Origin of the sequence: Flavobacterium azizsancarii, from assembly GCF_027980145.1 — a bacterium.
In the GTDB taxonomy this organism is placed as follows: Bacteria; Bacteroidota; Bacteroidia; order Flavobacteriales; family Flavobacteriaceae; genus Flavobacterium; species Flavobacterium azizsancarii.
This window is the reverse complement of record NZ_JAMZNK010000058.1, coordinates 1-16,899: the sequence shown is the minus strand read 5'-3', so window position 1 is coordinate 16,899 and position 16,899 is coordinate 1. Positions and strand designations below refer to the sequence as shown.

Genomic DNA, 16,899 nt, shown 5'->3' with positions numbered 1-16,899 from the left:
TCGGTAAATAATAACTTCTGAGGTTTTGTTTTAATTTGCACAGATCTTTTGCGAAAAATTGAAATACCACAAAGAAGATAAAATTACATTATGATAGAATTTTTCAAGCATTTTTTACAAGAATTCGAATTACCGCTTAGCAATCCAGTATTGATTTTCTCGTTAATACTTTTCATTATTCTCTTGTCGCCTATTTTATTAAAAAAAATCAATATTCCCGGGATTATAGGGCTTATTATTTCTGGAGTAATCATTGGACCACACGGACTTAATATTCTGGCAAAAAACTCGGCAGTAGATTTGTTTTCTACAATTGGGCTTCTTTATATTATGTTTATCGCGGGACTTGAGTTGGATATGAATGAGTTTAAAGCCAACCGAAATAAGAGTTTATTATTCGGTTTTTTCACCTTTATTTTTCCGTTAACGATAGGATTTCCAGTTTGTTATTATTTGTTACAATACGATTTTAATGCTAGTTTTTTAACCGCCAGTATGTTTGCAACACACACTTTGGTGGCGTACCCAATTGTAAGTAAACTTGGTATTGCAAAAAATCAGGCTGTTGCAATTACTGTTGGAGGAACAATATTAACTGATACAGCTGTTTTGATTATTCTGGCTGTTATTATGGGAAGCAGTCAGGGAAACCTGAATCAGGCTTTCTGGATAAAACTAACAGTTTCATTGGCTATTTTCTCAGCCATTATGTTTTTGGTTATTCCGAGAATCGCAAAATGGTTCTTTAAAAAATTAGAAAGCGAAAAACACGCTCATTATATCTTTGTACTTTCTGTTGTTTTCTTTGCGGCCTTTTTAGCCGAAGTAGCAGGAGTAGAGCCCATTATTGGAGCGTTCGTTGCTGGTCTGGCATTAAATCCTTTAATTCCGCATTCGTCGGCATTGATGAATAGAATAGAGTTTATCGGGAATTCATTGTTTATTCCTTTTTTCCTGATTTCGGTAGGAATGTTGGTCGATATCAGCGTGATTCTTAGCGGACCCACAGCATTAATTGTGGCGGGAACTTTGAGTGTTGTAGCTATTTTTGGAAAATGGATTGCGGCATTTTTTACTCAGATTGTTTTTAAATATACGAAGACTGAAAGACAACTTATTTTTGGATTAAGCAGTGCACATGCTGCCGCAACGTTAGCCGTTATTTTGGTTGGATTTAAAGCAAAGATTCTGGACGAGAATATCTTAAACGGAACTATTATCTTAATATTAATTACTTGTATTGTTGCTTCGTTTGCAACTGAAAAAGCAGCTAAAAAAATAGCAATTTGCGAAGAAGAGGTTTCGCATGAAGATGCACATAGCGATCAAATTTTAGATGAACATATTTTAATTCCGTTAGCCAAAACTTCTGCGACGGCTACTTTACTAGATTTTGCTCTTTTAATTAAAGATAAAAAATCAGCTAATCCGGTCACTTTGTTAACGATTGTGCCAAATAATGATCAGGCCGAAAAGAATATTCTAAAGTATAGAAAAGCAGTTGATAAATTTGTTATTCAGGGATCTGCTTCAGAAGTAAAAATAAATACAATTGCCAGAATCGACCATAATCCCGCGAGTGGAATTGCGAGAACTTCTAAAGAAATCATGTCAGATATTGTGATTGTAGGCTGGCCAAGAAAAACGGGTTTTCTGGATAAGATTTTTGGAGAAAACGTAGATTCAATTATCAATAATGTAGATAAAAGTTTATTTATCTGCAGGTTTCAAAAGACTTTTATAGAAGAAAAAAGATTGGTATTTATTTGTCCGCCTTTTTCTGAAAGAGGAATTGGATTTCATCTTTTATTGCAGAAAATCTGCCGATTATCTCAAGAATTAAGTATTCCGATTGTGATTTACGCCGAATATAAAACACATCAGGCAATCCAGCAAATTGCTGTTAATTTGAAATTAAATGCTAAGTTAGGTTTTAAAAGTATTATGGATTGGGATGATTTTGAATCGATCTCAGAAGAAATAAAACTGACAGATTTAATAGTCTTTAATTTATCGAGAAAAGGATCTGTTTCTTATCAGTCGATCTTTGACAAATTACCACAGAAATTTGAGCGATTATTTAATGAAAATAATCTGATTTTGGTTTATGCCCATGATGACCGCAAAGGGACTTCTATGGATGCGTATGAAGATTTTACTGCAACTCCATTAACGAAAGGTATTGAAGCCATTGAGCAAATAGGTCGAGGATTAGGGAATATTTTGAAGAAGGGGTAATTTTGATTATGAATTGTCTAAAAGTAGTATCTATTGTTGCATTTTTGATTTTGATAAGCTGTCAGCATAAAAAGCAGGAATCTTTATCAGAATCAAAAAAAACTACAATTGTAAAAGGGGAGAATTTTGATGTATTTAATTCTCAATTTCATTCAGATTCTGTTTTTCAGATTTCAAGAGTAGACTTTCCTATTGATGGAATCTCGGTTTCGGGTTTTGACAGACACAACTGGACTAAAGAAAATTGGAAGTTTATAAATGTTCCGGTTTCTGAGAAAAATGAAATACAAAATTACGAACATAGTTTGGTAAAAAGCGATACTTTGATAATCGAAAGATTTTGGATTCCTGATAGTGGTTTTGAAGTCGAAAGACAGTTCAAACTCATTAAAAACAAATGGTTTCTGGTTTATTATAATGATATCAATTTATAAAACAGCATTTCGATTATGGATGATCTACTAGAAATTATGTCAAAATGCGATTTTCCAAAAAGGGATATAAAAGCTTCTGTTGAAGTAGCTGATGTTGAATCATATTCAGGTTTAAAACTCCCGAAAGATTATATTTTTTATCTTGAAAATTACTTTGGTATTGACCAGTTTATTGGCGTTGAGTTTATAAATCTCTGGAGTTTAGAAGAAATAATCGAAGCCAATAAAAACTATAATATAGTTGAAGAATTGACCAGAACTATTGGGATTGGTTCAAACGGAAGCGGCGAATTTATAGGGATTGAAATAGATCTATCTGATAATGTAAAAATAATACTTTCTCCTTTTATTGATTTGGATAGTAAACATAATATTGAAATCGGAAAGTCATTTACTGATTTTCTTATTCGTCTTGATCATAAAATTGAATGGTTTTCTTAAATTTATATAATTTATAAAACACAATAAGATGAATCACAAAGCAATTTCAATCAGACCTTTTATTGGAGCCAAAGATTTCGAAATTTCCAGAAATTTCTATCGGGATTTAGGTTTCGAAGAAGGAGTTTTAGATTCAAAGTTTTCTGTTTTTAAGACTGGAGATTTAGCCTTTTATCTTCAGGATTATTATGACAAAAGCTGGAACGAAAATACTATGATTTTTCTTGAAGTTGAAGATGTTGATTATTACTATAATCATTTATTGGCTTTGAACTTAACTAAAAAATATGGAGTTAAGTTAACACCTACAGTGCATTTAGATTGGGGAAGCGAATGTTTTTTACACGATCCGTCCGGTGTTTTATGGCACTTTGGTAAGTTTAATAAATAGTTTTTGCCACCAATGTACAAAGGCGCAAAGTTTTTTAATTTGCTATATAAAAATCGGCTAAATGAATTGTGTTGCTTTCTCTCTGGTACCAATCATTATAAACTAATTCCATATTTTTTACCTTGAATTCCCCAAAACCATAATTGCGAAATTTTTCTGCAATTTGTATTAATTTTTCCGGGTTTTCAAGCTTTTCCTGAAATCGCATAACTGTGGTATGTGCAGTTGCTATTGTGTATCGACTATCTATACTTTGTTCCAGAGCTGAATTTTTAAAGTCTTCACGAAGTTTATTCCTGAAATTATTCAACGATTCATCAGTAGGGAAACCTTGAATCATTATCGCAGAAGGTGAAGCTGTAATACCTCGAAATTCAATTTTAATTTTATCGAGATGCACTAAACTTTGTTGAATTACGTCGACATATTTGCGAATGTTTATTTTATCTAAAGTAAAACCTTCGTAGCATGAAATAATTGACATAACCGTGATATGAATATCTGAATCAGGATAATAATATTGATTGGGTTCAATTGCCTTTAGTTCATCTAAAAACAGCTGAATATTGGCTTTTATTATTTCGCTTGGACGGATTAATAACGTGATGCCAAATCTGGAATCGGATATATTATTTATTTGCGTATCTAATTTATAATTTCCGTTTAAAATTTCTCCGGAAGATTTGGTGTAAAGCTGATTGTAATGTTCAGTTAAATTCATTTAAAATTATTTCTTTTTTGCTTTTTCAAGATTTTCTTTCACTCTAAACTTTACAATTTTGGTTATTAAATCTAATGGTATTGGTTCATTAAGGGGAAATTGTACGGAACCTTTTCCTGATTTATATTTTGAGAGATCCTCTTTAAAAGCTTCGTGACCACTGGGCAAAGCATACAGACCAATATGATTTTTGAAAGCTGCAAAGTATATAACGATTCCGTTTTGGTCAAAAGCCGGCATCGAATAACTAATTTTTTCTTTGGCATCCGGAGCAGCTTTCTGAATTGTTGTTCTGATTTCCTCCAAAATCTCCTGAACATCATTTGGGAATGCGCCAATATATTCGTCGATATCTACTGGTTTCTTTATGTCCATGTTTTTTTTTTGGTTTGAAGTTTCAAGTTTTCGTAACTAACCTGAAACAAAAAAAAATAAAACTTTTTTATGCAAGTCCTTTAGGAAAGCGGTCCAAAACTAAATTCAGTTCTATTTTGTGTTCTAGATATGCTTTCGCTCCGGCTAAGACTAAAGTAAAACCTTCGGTTGAGTTTCTGACCTGATCGATTATTTTATCAGCATCTCCTTTTAATCCTGAATTGATAATGCTTACAAAAGTTTCATGCTCGTTTAGTGGGCTAAATATCCATTCGACTAATGTGGTTTCATCAGGATTTCCCCATTCGATCACAATCTTATGATTTTCCTGCAAAACTAGTGTTGTAACCGTTAGTGAAAAACCATACATTTCCCAAATCCATTCGGTGGTAGTATCTTGTTCTAATTTTCCGGAACCTTTTGTAAACCAAAATTTACGTGTTATTTCCGGGTCTGTAAAAGCTTGAAAAACTTCTGAAACAGGTTTTCTAATTAGCATTTCGGCTTTTGCGAAGTGGTTGTTTTCTGCTTTCATTTTTTAATAAGAAGTTATAGGTTAGACGTTAAGTGCTAAAATATAGAGGTTTAGAAGTAAATGTAAATATAATTCTAATTTTTTATTTTTTGGCTCTAATTGTTTAACTTCTCGGGATGAGCGTTTTACTTATACTTTTTCCTTGTCAATCCATTTTCCAACAGTTGGCGCTACATAATTTTTCATTTGATCTAATAAATCATCAATGTTGTCACTTACTAATAACATTTGCTGATTAACATCTTTCAATAAACCTTTCTCAACCATAACTTTTGTTAGTTCAATCAATGCATCATAAAAACCATTGATGTTTAAAATTGCAATAGGTTTTTTATGAAGTCCTAATTGTGCCCATGTCAGCATTTCAAAAAGTTCTTCAAGAGTTCCAAAACCGCCCGGAAGTGCAATTACGCCATCACATAAGTCGTTCATTTTGGTTTTTCTTTCATGCATGCTTTCTACTAAAATCAATTCGGTTAAACCTAAATGTGCAATTTCTTTCGATCGTAAAAAATTAGGTAAAACTCCAATTGCTTTTCCTCCTGCATTCAAAACTCCATCTGCTATTGCGCCCATCAAACCAACATTTGCGCCACCATAAACCAATTCGATATTTTGTTTAGCCAAAGTCTGTCCAAGTAAAGTTGCTTGTTCTTTGTAAATTTCATCGGTACCAAAACTGGAACCGCAGAAAACGGTAATTCTTTTCATTGTTTATTTTTTTGTTTAAGTAAATGTTATAATTTATAATCTTCAACCTTTAACTCATATTCAAAATGAGGCATATTAAGAGGAATATTACTGATAGCACTTATTTCACCAATTTTTACACCGCCTAATTTTGATACTGCTTTTTGCGAACGAATATTATCTGCGCCAATATGAAATAGTATCGAATCTACATGTTGAAAAGCATAATCTATTAATAGCTTTTTATTTGATTTATTATATAATCCACCCCAGAATTTTCGACCAATAAAGGTAAAACCTATTGCAATACTGGATTTCTCTGGATTGTAATCATAATAACGGGTATTGCCTATAATTTCATTTGTTTTTTTATCTACAATCAAAAAGGCACTTTTTGAGTTGATTGCAGCATCAAAAAAAGGTCTGAAAACTTCTATTTTATATCGGTCTTTAATTGGATGCTGTTCCCAAATTAAAGGATCTGAAGCTACTTTATAAAGTGCGTCAAAATCACTTTCCTGCAATGGAATTAATTTTGTTATTTCGTCTTCTAAAATTTCGGGTTGTAAATTGAATTCTGAATTATTCATTTCTTAAAGTTTTAAAGTTTTCGTTTACTACTAAAGTTTACGAATGAGCATGAATTTAAAATAAAAAATTGACTTTAGTTTTTGGGGAATTGTTTTTTTTGCCACAAATTATAGGATTAAAATGATTTTATATATAAAGTTTATTTCGATGCTAAGGAGGTTCTGGCGATAGCGAACAGGCGAAGCAAATCACGCATGAAACTCCGCAAAGAAATGCCGACAATCTTGGTCGATCAACTACTGATTTCTTTCTTCGATCGAAATGACAAAAAAGGAGAATAAAATAAAAAAAACTACGCAAACCGGTTTAATCTGGTTAATCCGTGAGCGATTATATATTCTTAATCTGAACGCAGGAAACATTTTCCATTTTAACTTCTTTTCCCACTTTCTTAAGTAATCCGGTTTTTGAATTTCTTTTAAATACTACTACATTTCCTGAATTGACATTTGTAGCGACTAAAAACTTTCCACTTTCATCGATGGCAAAGATTCGTGGATGTTTTCCTAAAGTCGACTGGTAACCAATGTTTTTCAAAAGTCCCTTTTCATCAATAGAGAAAATGGCAATATTATTTTCTTTGCCGCGATTTGTGGCGTATAGAAATTTTCCGTCTGGTGAAATATGAATATCAGAACTTTCAAAACCCGATGTTATTACTTCAGGATGTGTGTTGATACGCTGAATTTGTTTTAAAGTTCCGTTTTCGTATTGGTAGACGCTTATCGATCCGGACATTTCTTCGATACAATAACCCAATTTTTCATTAGGGTGAAAAGTCAAATGTCTGGGTCCGGCTTCTAAATCAGTTTTAGTAAACGGTACTTTTGTTTCGAGCAAAGGCTGTTTTTGATTTTCATCAAAACGATAACAACGGATTTTATCAGCGCCTAAATCGGGTAGAAATAGATAATCATTTTGAGGCGAAAACACAGTCGAATGAACATGAGATTTTGTTTGTCTTTCTTTATTGATACTTCCGTCAGAATATTGGTAATTTTGTGCAATCGAATCGATTTTTCCGTTTTCTAATAGTGGATGTACTGAAACACTTCCTTCTGTATAATTACCGTTTACCAGCCATTTACCATTTTTATGAACAGAGAGATAAACAGGATTTTCGCCACCGCTTGATTGTTTGTTTAAAAAAGTCAATGTTTTGTTTTCCGGATTAAATTCAAAACTGCTTACGCTTCCTGCATTTGGCGTTTTTGTATCTGTGCATGCATATAGATATTTTCCGTTTGGTGATAAAGTCAAATACGAAGGATTGATAGTGTTTTTTGCAGATGTTACTTTGCTTAATTTCCCTTTTACAGTATCTAACTGATACACCTGAATAGATTCTGCAGCCAAATCACGATTGTAACTTCCTAAAAAGACATAAGTATTTTGCGAGAAACTATTTAAAGTGATCAGAAAAGCAATTGCGAAAAAGGTTATTTTTTGTTTCATGTTTTTTGCAAGGTTTATTTTTGTTTCAGGTTTCATGTTTCAGGTTTCAATTTGCAGTTACAGTCGCATTTTAAATCTATACTCTATATTCTATACTCTATATTCTAAAATCTATACTCTCTATTCTAAAATCTACAATTACTTAATCCCTTTCCACCATTGTTGAAATTCTTGTTTTTCATTTTTCAATTTTACTAATTCCCCAATTTTTGGAGTTATCAACGGAATCGGGTTTTCTGAAGCGGCATTCAATTGAGTCACTTTTATCAAAGGTTCATCCCAGGGATGCAGCGCTAATGGAAATTTTGAAGAATGTACCGGAAACACGCGTTTTGCTTTTAGGTCTTTCATGGCTTTTATTACATCCTCAGGCAAATTATGAATGTATTTCCATGCCGGATTATATTGTCCGTTGTCGATAAGTGCAATATCAAAAGGCCCGAATTTATTACCAATTTCAGCATAATGCGTGTCGTAACCGCTGTCGCCGCCCAAATACATTTTAAAATCTTTGGTTGCTAAAACAAAAGACGTCCAAAGCGTATTGCAACGATTAATACTTCTGCCCGAAAAGTGTCTTGATGGAGTCGTATAAAGCGTCAAATTTTGATCGAGCTCGATTTTTTCATGCCAGTCTTTTTCGATAATAATTTCTTTTGGAAAATTCCAAAATTCAAAATGTGATCCTACGCCAAGTGCACAAATTATTTTTTTGATTTTTGGTTTTAGCTCCATGATTGTCTTATAATCCAGATGGTCATAATGATCGTGTGTAATCAGTAAATAATCAATTTCAGGAAAGTCATCGGCGGTATAAATATCAGTTCCTTTAAATGCTTTTGTAGTTCTGTAAATAGGAGAGGCGTTGCCGCTAAAAACAGGATCAATCAGGAATCGTTTTCCTTCAAGCTGAATGTAATAGGAGGAGTGTCCAAACCAAACCAAAACATCCTGATTGATAGGGAGATCCTCTAGATTGGTTTTTATGGATGGAATTGTATCAGTGGGAATTTTACGGTCTACTTTTTTAAACAAAAAATTATAGAAAACTTTAGAGAAGCTGTAACCTTCGGCAAGTTCTGGTGTAAAAGAGATGTTTTCGAATTTTCCGTTTTTATATTGAGGCGACTTTTGCATTAAAGCCAATCTTGCTCCTGACGGTTTTTTGCCATATCTGGGATGTTGTAAAACAAAAATAAGAACGGCGCACAAAAGAATTAGTATGGTAAGTATCATGGTTATAATTTAATTTGAAGGATATAAAATTTTTAAGTATTCTAAAGAAAATGAAATCATATTTTTAAGAACTTCAATATCAATGTCGGCTAGTTTTTTAATATAAATACAGCCTTTAGTGGCTTTATGTTTTCCTAATTTAGAAAGTAGTTCGTCTTTATTTTCTGGCGAGACATATATGTAAAGCGATATCGCTGCTTTTCTTGGAGAAAATCCCACAAGTGGCGCATCGCCTTCATGACCGCTGGCATATTTATAATGATAATTTCCGAAACCAATAATGCTTGGTCCCCACATTTTGGGTTCTAAACCAGTGATTTCCTGTATTATTTGAATAAGTTTAAACGAATCATTTCTTTTGGCTTCATCTTCAACAAAAGCATTTATAAAATCAACAATACTTTCATTGGTTTCAATAGTTTTATTCTTTGCCATTTTATTTTATTCTAATTAAGTAAATCACTTTTCATCAGGATATTTTTGATTTTGAATTCATTGATATAAAACAAATCACGATTTTGATTCATCTGGTTTTCTAAAATAATTAAACTGACATCGCTTTCAGGAAAATATAAATTTACAGATGAAAAACCGTCGCCTAAACCTGTGTGACCAACATATTTAACAGGTTCTTTATCTATGATTCTAAAGCCATATCCGTAGCCTATCTTTTCTTTTGCAAAGAAATTATTTTGAGCGGTTATGTTATATTTAAACAGTAATTGATAACTCTCTGGTTGTAGCAGTTTTCCCTTATGAAGATTTTTATTCCAAATTGCTAAATCACCCGCAGTCGAAACAATTCCGTTAGAAGCCGTACTTTTTAAAGTGATCATCGTTTTTGATACTATCTTGAAACTATTATTCGTGTTGATATATCCGGAAACTAAATTCTTAATTGGAGCTGCAGAAAAGCATAGTGTATTTTTCATCTTTAGTTCTTTAAAAAATGCATTTGCTATTTCCTGATAACTTTTTTTAGTAACAGATTTTATTATTTCCCCCAGTAAACTATATCCTAAATCTCCATATTTAAAATCAGTTCCCGGTTTAAATGCCAGCGGTTTTTGTAAATCGATTATTCCGTGTGTGTGATTTAAAAGTTGATGAACCGTAACTGAATCTGCCCAAGCTTGGGTAAGTTCAGGTAAATATTTTTTTATAGGTGCCTGTAAATCAATTCTGCCTTGTTCTACTTCTTTTAAGATTAAAACAGCCGTGATTTGTCTCGTATTCGACATTATTTCAAATTGGCTGTCTGTTTTTAAACGTTTTCGGGTTTCAAAATTGGTAAAACCATATGTTTTATTATAAACTGTTTTTCCGTTTTTGGCAATCAGGACAACGCCGTTAAATATTGGATCGCTAACGCTAATTAAACTATCAATTTGAGCAGCATAATTATTTTTTTTCTGAGCAAATAAAAAGCTGTTAGAAAATAAAAGTATGAAAGAAAATAGGAAAGAGATTCTGAAGTGGGAATTCATTTTTTAAGATTGTTTTTTTGTTTCAGGTTTAAGGATTCGAGTTTTGATCTCCGTTTTTAGTGTCGGTCTTCAGCGACTGAGATTAAAAATTATTCTATCAGAACATTCCATTTTTGTTAATAGGTTCTCTCGGAATAGGTTGTCCTAAATCCCAGAGTTCAACAATTTTATCTGCTTTGAATTTAAGTATATGAACGACCGCAAAACCTAAGTCGACAGGGGTTTGTTTTAAATGAGAATGTACAGCAACCAGATTTCCATCTTCAAGAATATGGTGAATTTTAAAAACTTTATTTGGGTTTGTTCTCGTTGATTCTTCCATTGCCAGCATCAACGTATCGGCATCACCTTTAAAATAGGCATTATGATGTTTGAATTTTTCACCAACATATAAACGAAATGCTTCATGAGAATGCCCGTTTGCAGCGAGTTTTAAAAAGTCCTGGGCAATTTCTTTCTTAGTCATGGTTCTGGAATTTAAAAGCTAACTAAGTTATAAAATAAGTATCTATGAAAATCAAAAAGTACTTAATAATTTTAGTCCAGACGTTTAAATTCATAAATACCATTATAACTTGGTCCGGCCCAAAAAAGGAACAAGAATGCGCCTGTATTATCTACGGCTTCATTTATAATTAAATTATTGTTTTTAGAAATGGCGATGCGTCTTTTATTGTTATTGCATCCGCCAAAAAGGTAGGGTATTCCGGTACATTTAAGATATTTATTGTCGAGATAAAACATTCCTTCTTTTTTTAGCTCACCCATGATTTGCTGTTTTTTTATGCTGTAATTATTCCTGAATAATTCGACGTTTAATTGGGTATTATTGCTGATTTTTAATTCGATATGATAGTTGACAAGGCCATTTATAATAGAATCTATATCTTCAAATTTTAAACTTTCGTTTGTTATGTAATTGTATGAATTAATATACTTTTTTGAATTTTCTATATTTGAATGCTGATTTTTTTTGTCGAATTTTTTTATTGGTGAGAAGGTAAATTTTCCATTAAAAGAATCTAAATTTTTGTTATCAATTGTAGTGTAATCGTTTTTGAAATCCTTTGTCGAAAAAGAAGCACAATTTAGTAATGAAACTGAAATTAATAATAGTATAAATATTTGTATGATCTTTTTCATATGTAATCCGATTACAAAATAATTAATTCATTAGATTTTAGATATCGATTTTCATTGATTACTTTTTTTGCTTCCGGGCTAATCCAAAAGTTTGGGCGATATAGTTTTGCTGGACTTTGTACTTTCGCTTTATGAGATATTGATTTGATGTTTTTTACTAATTTATTAAATAAATTATAATTATTAAAAGTATGTGCATCAATTATGGAATTATCTCCATCAGTTAAAAAGCTTACAAATTTGGGATACGTCAATTCTAGTCCAATAGTTCCTTCTGTATTCATGAAGGCCACACTTAAACTTTCTTTATCTTTAATAAAGTAAAGGTAAAAAGGAGTTATATTAATTACCGGTTCAGTAGGTCTAACACGTTTAAATTCTTTAGATACTATTTCGTTTTTATCATCAATATTTTCAAAATCTATTTTGTCAATATCATCTGTAATCGATATTCGAATTTTATCTTCATAAAACCAGTGTTCTTTTCTATCGTATTCTTTCTCTCCGATTATAATTTCGTTAAAAAAATCTTTGTAACCTGTAAATACATATGGTTTATCAGTTGCTTTATAATCGATAGGAACTCTTGTATTTGTGATAACAAAGTAAAATTGAAGTTCTGTAAAAAGAGATTCAAATTCATTGGGTGTAAGTATGAAGTTAAATTTATTCCATCCTTTTCCAGAACCGAGTCCGCCAAAATAGCCCATAAGTTACAATTTAAGTTTAAGAGAGTATAAAGTTTACAATAGCTTCCGAATGTATTTTTGTCGTATCAAAAACAGGAACATCAAAATGGGATTGGTCTATTAATAACGGGATTTCGGTGCATCCTAAGATAATACCTTCTGCACCGCGTGCAATAAGTTCGTTGGCAATTTTGATATAGTTTTGTTTCGATTCCGGATTAATGATTCCTCTTCCGAGTTCTTCTTTTAAAACATGCTGAATATAATCTCTTGTTTCTTGATTCTCAGGAATTAACACATTTAATCCAAAACTTTTGAGACGTTCTTTATAGAAATCCATTTCCATAGAAAAAGAAGTTCCTAAAAGTCCAACGGTAGTGATTTTTTGTTCTGTGATGGCTTTTGCCGTTTCAGTTGCAATGTGAATTAATGGTAAGCCAACTTCTTTTTCGATCTTGTCTGCATACATATGAGCTGTATTGGCGCACAATACAATCGCATCGACACCACTTTTCTTTAGGCTTAAGCAGGCATTTAATAAAAGTTCGTACGAATGAGCCCAGGTTTTTTCCTGAATATCACCAAAGTTCAAAGAGTAAATCAGGCATTCTGCAAATTGCAATCCCCCTAATTTTTTATTTACGCCTTCATTAATTAGTTTATAATAATCAATTGTAGAAACCCAGCTGATACCGCCTACGAGTCCAATTTTTTTCATTGCGTTTTATTTATAAATCTTCCGATTTTATTTGTGAAATATCGACGCCTAGCTTTTCAAATTCTTTTTGGCCCAGATCTGTAATATAAAAGTGTTTGTCTGTTGGTTTGTTTTTACTAATCCAGCCTTTATCAGTAAAAGTTTCTAGAAGTAATTGACCTAATTTTCCACCAATATGTTCATAACATGTTTTTGCAGGTTTTACGGTAATTGATTTCTCGCTCATTTTGATAATAGTTTAAATTATTAAATTTAAGACTTTTCGTTTGTTGCTATTTTTTTAGCCAGATAAGCCATAGGCAGATAAGCAAACACAATATCTATAACAGCATACCAAACAGGAGATGGCAATGTAAATACATTTACAATACCACCCAATAAAAAGAAACCTCCTATTGCTAAAGCGAATTTTGTTTTGTGATTGGCTGCAATTACAGCTGTTGTTCCGGCACCGGCAAGAGTGCCAATAGCATGTGCTAAAAACGGAAAAATAAAATGTCTTGGTTCAAATAGGTGTATGGTGGCTTTTAATCCTTCTATTGTGGTAATGTCTGCTCCTTTTGGAGGCGGAATAATCGAACTGCTCGTTAAGATAATAGCCATGTTAACAATACTTCCCACAAAAAGGCCAATGATTACAGCTAAAGTATTTTTTAAAATTGGATTCATAAACTTGTTTTTACACAACGAATTTATGAAAATTATGGAAGCTTTTGGTTGAAAGTTTTGGTAAATTAATTAAAAGATTGCCTGAATTCAAGCGGTGAGACATTTGTTTTGGTCTTAAACAATTTACTGAAAGACTGCTGATGTTCAAAACCCAGTTCAAAAGCAATTTCGCTTATAGATAAGTTAAATACAAAGTTGGGCAACATCAGGAGGATCACTGTCGCCAAATCTACGATTGTCGTAGTCTAAAGATGGGAGGGAAGTCCGGGAATTATTTCTCAGACAGTTTTTTTTCGTTTTCTGTTTGTGGTTTTCCCGTCGCATTTGGTTCACCTTTTCCGGTTGTGATCAGTTTTTTTAAACTATTCTGAATATAATTTGTCCAGGAGTCACGGCATATTTCGAAACATTCATATTCAGGATTCAAACCAAAATGAGTAAAGCGAAGTTCTGTTTTTCCATCTTTTTCCGTGATTTCAAAAGTCGGTTTAGTTCCCGTCCATTCAGTTCTGTCTTTGGTGAATTTAAAATAGTTTTGTTCCACCAGCCAGACAATTTTCTGATTTGGGATCACTTCGATCAGTTTAATTTTAGCTTTATGAATATCTTCGTAGTGATAATCGAAAACATCGTTAAGTTGGGCTGTATTGCCTTCAATTTCTTCAGACCACCAGCCTCGAACATTTGTAACAGCGTTAAAAACTTCTTGAGGAGATTGGTCTACTTTTATTGTTGTGGTAAAATCTGTTGCACTCATTTTATGTTTTTTAAAGTTGAATGTCAAATTTATTCTTTAAAAATCAATAAGTTAGGGTTGTAGAGGACAATTTTAAGGTGTATTTCGGACAAGTTTTAATTCTTAAATTCTGTATTTAAGATTTTAGAGTTAAAAACTTCGTGAGCCTTATAGTTAATTATGATGTCTAAATTAGGATAGTTTAATACACATCCAGCCTGCCTTGAGAATTGCTTTATCATGAACATACGCAATGCCTTGCTGTTTAATTATTTTTTGGCTTAAACGAACATTTTCAATGATAAATTTTACTTCGTCATCAAACTCTACACCTCCATAAAACTCTGCATTTTCAATACTCACTAATCCAAATATCCCATCTGTTACTCCCAGTAGTTTTACGCCGGCACCTCCGCATTGTGCCATCGCTTCTATTAAAATGGACCCGGGAATATACTCAATTTCAGGAAAACTGCTTCTTAGCCAGTTGTCTTTTTCATCAAATGTTTTCATGCCTACAATCGTTTCATTTGTAAATGATACTATCTCATCAACAAAAAGAAATGGCGAGCGGTGAGGAATAAGATTTTCAATGTTTTGAGTCATGTTTATAATTTTTGTGTTATCTGCAATATAAGCAATTTCATAAAATTATAAAAATGATTTAGTGATTGCTTTTATTTTCTCATTATATCCATTCGACTTATTTTTTGATTGGTTACTTCAAATATCACGACTTGTTCTGTCCTTTCGTTACTTCCATTTCGACCATAAATATATTCCTGAACAATTACTTTATTATCAAATTGGATTGTTTTTATTATTTCGGCACGAAGATTTGGTGAATTTTCGAATAAGGTAACGAACATTTTTTCGCATTCTTTTTTACCATCAATCGCTAATGTATCTGGGAAATTATAAATTTTGATGTCATCAGGATATAAAGGCATCATGCTTTTGATGTCTCTATTATTAAAAGCCAACATTTGGGCGTCGATAATTTGTTCGATTGTCATTTAATATGATTTTTAAGAAATTTCTTTTGAGGCTTTAATTAACTTTATTCTTTTCTCTTAAGAAGTATTGATTTTAATCGAACGAAAATACAAATTAAAAACTGAATCTTTTGAATCTGATAATCTGATACTACTTTTTGCAGCAAATTTCAAAAATTCAATAATTTTGAATCCTGATGCTTGGATATGCGGGAGTATAAGTGTTATTATCTGAATTTTTTGCAGATACAAAAAGGCTATAATTGAAGTAGTTTTTTTTATATCGTTTTGTTTTTATTGAAAAATTTATTTCATACGGGTGTAACCAGATCCAAAGCAATCAAAACATTCGTCGCTTAAGAATAGTTCATCATTTTCGATTGTAAAAGACATTGGTATAAAATATTGTAAAGTATCAGTGCTGACAATCATTGGTCTTTGACCACCTAAAATTGATTTTCGAGTTTTTATTTCAAATTTTTTCTCAAAAAGTAACTTTCCATTAATATAGTTTCTATAAGTCGAACCTGAAAATTCGATATAAATAATTCTGCCTGTGGATTCAGGCGTAGAAGATGTTCCGGTAAATCCGCCACTCGATCCATTCCAATTCCATTTGCCTTCTAATGTTTTTTTTAATTTTGTATCAGAATCTTCGTTACTACATGAACTTATTGTAATTAAAACGAGAAGTAAAAAGTATTTTTTCATGGTTTAAAAGGTTATTGGTTTAGTTAATAGATGAATATTTCGTTAAATGGTTGCGTCTTATTTTTTCTTAATGTTAAATTTATGTGTTTTAATGATATGTCTCTTGTCGGATATCAAAATTATTCTTTATGAGAAAAGAAAGTTGCCCTTTTATGATCTGGTCGTTTTAAACCCGTCAGGTTTGCTAAAGGAAGTTTGTTTAAGTATTCTTTCTGAAAATAGCAATCAATAAATTCGTAATAAAAATTGGCAAGGCAATAAAAACAATAAGCATGAACTCAGATATCAAAATAATATTGATTAATTGATACTCATCAAATAATAGAAAATCAGGATTGAATAAAAAAAGTTTGGAATAAAGAATGATAAGCCAGTAAAAAATAAAACTCCCAAGTACAATAAAAGAATGAATTAGGGTTAGGTATTTTTCCAGTGATTTCTTTAATACTCTATGAACAAACCAATATCCAAATCCATTTAAAAAGAAAAAGAGAAACAAAACAATGGCAACATGAAGCTGCGCAATTATAAAATGACACTGTCCCAAAAAGTGTGTAAGTTGAAAAGTTAAGGCTCGATTTTATAATCTGAGCCTTTTTTCAAATATAAGGGTAAATTGATTTAAAACAATTCCCCAATTTCGA

At 31.9% G+C, this 16,899-nt stretch carries 23 protein-coding genes and 1 pseudogene; 4 read left to right on the top strand and 20 right to left on the bottom strand.

The window, feature by feature from the left end; all coding sequences use genetic code 11:
• Positions 1–90: 90 nt before the first annotated feature.
• The 4 genes from NJT12_RS22235 to NJT12_RS22220 are packed head-to-tail and all read left to right on the top strand — an operon-like array spanning position 91 to position 3,504.
• The gene (locus NJT12_RS22235; protein ID WP_271338319.1) at positions 91–2,238 is read left to right on the top strand and encodes a cation:proton antiporter; all 2,148 of its coding nucleotides are present in this window, start codon (positions 91–93) and stop codon (positions 2,236–2,238) included.
• An 8-nt stretch (positions 2,239–2,246) separates the two neighbouring features.
• Positions 2,247–2,672: a hypothetical protein gene (locus NJT12_RS22230; protein ID WP_271338318.1), complete on the top strand. Its 426-nt coding sequence runs from the start codon at positions 2,247–2,249 to the stop codon at positions 2,670–2,672.
• A gap of 15 nt (positions 2,673–2,687) precedes the next feature.
• Positions 2,688–3,113, top strand: a complete 426-nt coding sequence (locus NJT12_RS22225) for an SMI1/KNR4 family protein (protein ID WP_271338317.1) — start codon at positions 2,688–2,690, stop codon at positions 3,111–3,113.
• A gap of 28 nt (positions 3,114–3,141) precedes the next feature.
• Positions 3,142–3,504: a VOC family protein gene (locus NJT12_RS22220; protein WP_271338316.1), complete on the top strand. Its 363-nt coding sequence runs from the start codon at positions 3,142–3,144 to the stop codon at positions 3,502–3,504.
• A gap of 34 nt (positions 3,505–3,538) precedes the next feature.
• Here NJT12_RS22220 and NJT12_RS22215 read toward each other — a convergent pair whose 3' ends face one another.
• The 20 genes and pseudogenes from NJT12_RS22215 to NJT12_RS22120 all read right to left on the bottom strand — a co-directional run bounded on the left by NJT12_RS22215 (position 3,539) and on the right by NJT12_RS22120 (position 16,255).
• A complete protein-coding gene (locus NJT12_RS22215; RefSeq protein WP_271338315.1) occupies positions 3,539–4,225 on the bottom strand; it encodes a mutarotase in 687 nt (228 codons plus the stop codon).
• Positions 4,226–4,231: 6 nt separating this feature from the next.
• Positions 4,232–4,600 carry an iron chaperone gene (locus tag NJT12_RS22210; protein WP_271338314.1) on the bottom strand — a complete coding sequence of 123 codons (369 nt, stop codon included), beginning with the start codon at positions 4,598–4,600 and terminating at the stop codon, positions 4,232–4,234.
• 67 nt (positions 4,601–4,667) lie between these two features.
• Positions 4,668–5,135, bottom strand: coding sequence for an SRPBCC family protein (locus NJT12_RS22205; protein ID WP_271338313.1), 468 nt, complete (start codon positions 5,133–5,135; stop codon positions 4,668–4,670).
• Between the two features lie 129 nt (positions 5,136–5,264).
• Positions 5,265–5,846, bottom strand: coding sequence for an LOG family protein (locus NJT12_RS22200; RefSeq protein ID WP_271338312.1), 582 nt, complete (start codon positions 5,844–5,846; stop codon positions 5,265–5,267).
• 26 nt (positions 5,847–5,872) lie between these two features.
• Positions 5,873–6,415 carry a GNAT family N-acetyltransferase gene (locus tag NJT12_RS22195; protein WP_271338311.1) on the bottom strand — a complete coding sequence of 181 codons (543 nt, stop codon included), beginning with the start codon at positions 6,413–6,415 and terminating at the stop codon, positions 5,873–5,875.
• Positions 6,416–6,746: 331 nt separating this feature from the next.
• Entirely contained in the window at positions 6,747–7,871 is a 1,125-nt protein-coding gene (locus NJT12_RS22190) for a lactonase family protein (RefSeq protein ID WP_271338310.1), read from the bottom strand.
• Positions 7,872–8,009: 138 nt separating this feature from the next.
• The gene (locus tag NJT12_RS22185) at positions 8,010–9,107 is read right to left on the bottom strand and encodes an MBL fold metallo-hydrolase (RefSeq protein ID WP_276598393.1); all 1,098 of its coding nucleotides are present in this window, start codon (positions 9,105–9,107) and stop codon (positions 8,010–8,012) included.
• Between the two features lie 9 nt (positions 9,108–9,116).
• On the bottom strand, positions 9,117–9,542 hold the full coding sequence (locus tag NJT12_RS22180) for a DUF1801 domain-containing protein (RefSeq protein ID WP_271338309.1): 426 nt from the start codon (positions 9,540–9,542) through the stop codon (positions 9,117–9,119).
• Positions 9,543–9,553: 11 nt separating this feature from the next.
• Positions 9,554–10,594, bottom strand: a complete 1,041-nt coding sequence (locus NJT12_RS22175; RefSeq protein ID WP_271338308.1) for a serine hydrolase domain-containing protein — start codon at positions 10,592–10,594, stop codon at positions 9,554–9,556.
• A gap of 97 nt (positions 10,595–10,691) precedes the next feature.
• Positions 10,692–11,060 carry a nuclear transport factor 2 family protein gene (locus NJT12_RS22170; RefSeq protein ID WP_271338307.1) on the bottom strand — a complete coding sequence of 123 codons (369 nt, stop codon included), beginning with the start codon at positions 11,058–11,060 and terminating at the stop codon, positions 10,692–10,694.
• Between the two features lie 71 nt (positions 11,061–11,131).
• Positions 11,132–11,737 (bottom strand): hypothetical protein, encoded by a 606-nt coding sequence (locus NJT12_RS22165; protein ID WP_271338306.1) that lies wholly within the window; start codon positions 11,735–11,737, stop codon positions 11,132–11,134.
• A gap of 11 nt (positions 11,738–11,748) precedes the next feature.
• On the bottom strand, positions 11,749–12,447 hold the full coding sequence (locus NJT12_RS22160) for a hypothetical protein (protein WP_271338305.1): 699 nt from the start codon (positions 12,445–12,447) through the stop codon (positions 11,749–11,751).
• A gap of 16 nt (positions 12,448–12,463) precedes the next feature.
• Entirely contained in the window at positions 12,464–13,144 is a 681-nt protein-coding gene (locus NJT12_RS22155) for an aspartate/glutamate racemase family protein (protein WP_271338304.1), read from the bottom strand.
• 10 nt (positions 13,145–13,154) lie between these two features.
• Entirely contained in the window at positions 13,155–13,370 is a 216-nt protein-coding gene (locus tag NJT12_RS22150; RefSeq protein WP_271338303.1) for an ArsR family transcriptional regulator, read from the bottom strand.
• Between the two features lie 26 nt (positions 13,371–13,396).
• Positions 13,397–13,813: a hypothetical protein gene (locus NJT12_RS22145; RefSeq protein ID WP_271338302.1), complete on the bottom strand. Its 417-nt coding sequence runs from the start codon at positions 13,811–13,813 to the stop codon at positions 13,397–13,399.
• Between the two features lie 65 nt (positions 13,814–13,878).
• A pseudogene (locus tag NJT12_RS22140) lies at positions 13,879–13,998 on the bottom strand (helix-turn-helix domain-containing protein); the annotation flags it as partial.
• 86 nt (positions 13,999–14,084) lie between these two features.
• Positions 14,085–14,570, bottom strand: coding sequence for an SRPBCC family protein (locus NJT12_RS22135; protein ID WP_271338301.1), 486 nt, complete (start codon positions 14,568–14,570; stop codon positions 14,085–14,087).
• A gap of 171 nt (positions 14,571–14,741) precedes the next feature.
• Positions 14,742–15,155: a 3-hydroxyacyl-ACP dehydratase FabZ family protein gene (locus tag NJT12_RS22130; protein WP_271338300.1), complete on the bottom strand. Its 414-nt coding sequence runs from the start codon at positions 15,153–15,155 to the stop codon at positions 14,742–14,744.
• A gap of 71 nt (positions 15,156–15,226) precedes the next feature.
• Entirely contained in the window at positions 15,227–15,565 is a 339-nt protein-coding gene (locus NJT12_RS22125; protein ID WP_271338299.1) for a nuclear transport factor 2 family protein, read from the bottom strand.
• 285 nt (positions 15,566–15,850) lie between these two features.
• Positions 15,851–16,255 carry a hypothetical protein gene (locus NJT12_RS22120; protein ID WP_271338298.1) on the bottom strand — a complete coding sequence of 135 codons (405 nt, stop codon included), beginning with the start codon at positions 16,253–16,255 and terminating at the stop codon, positions 15,851–15,853.
• Positions 16,256–16,899: the final 644 nt, after the last annotated feature.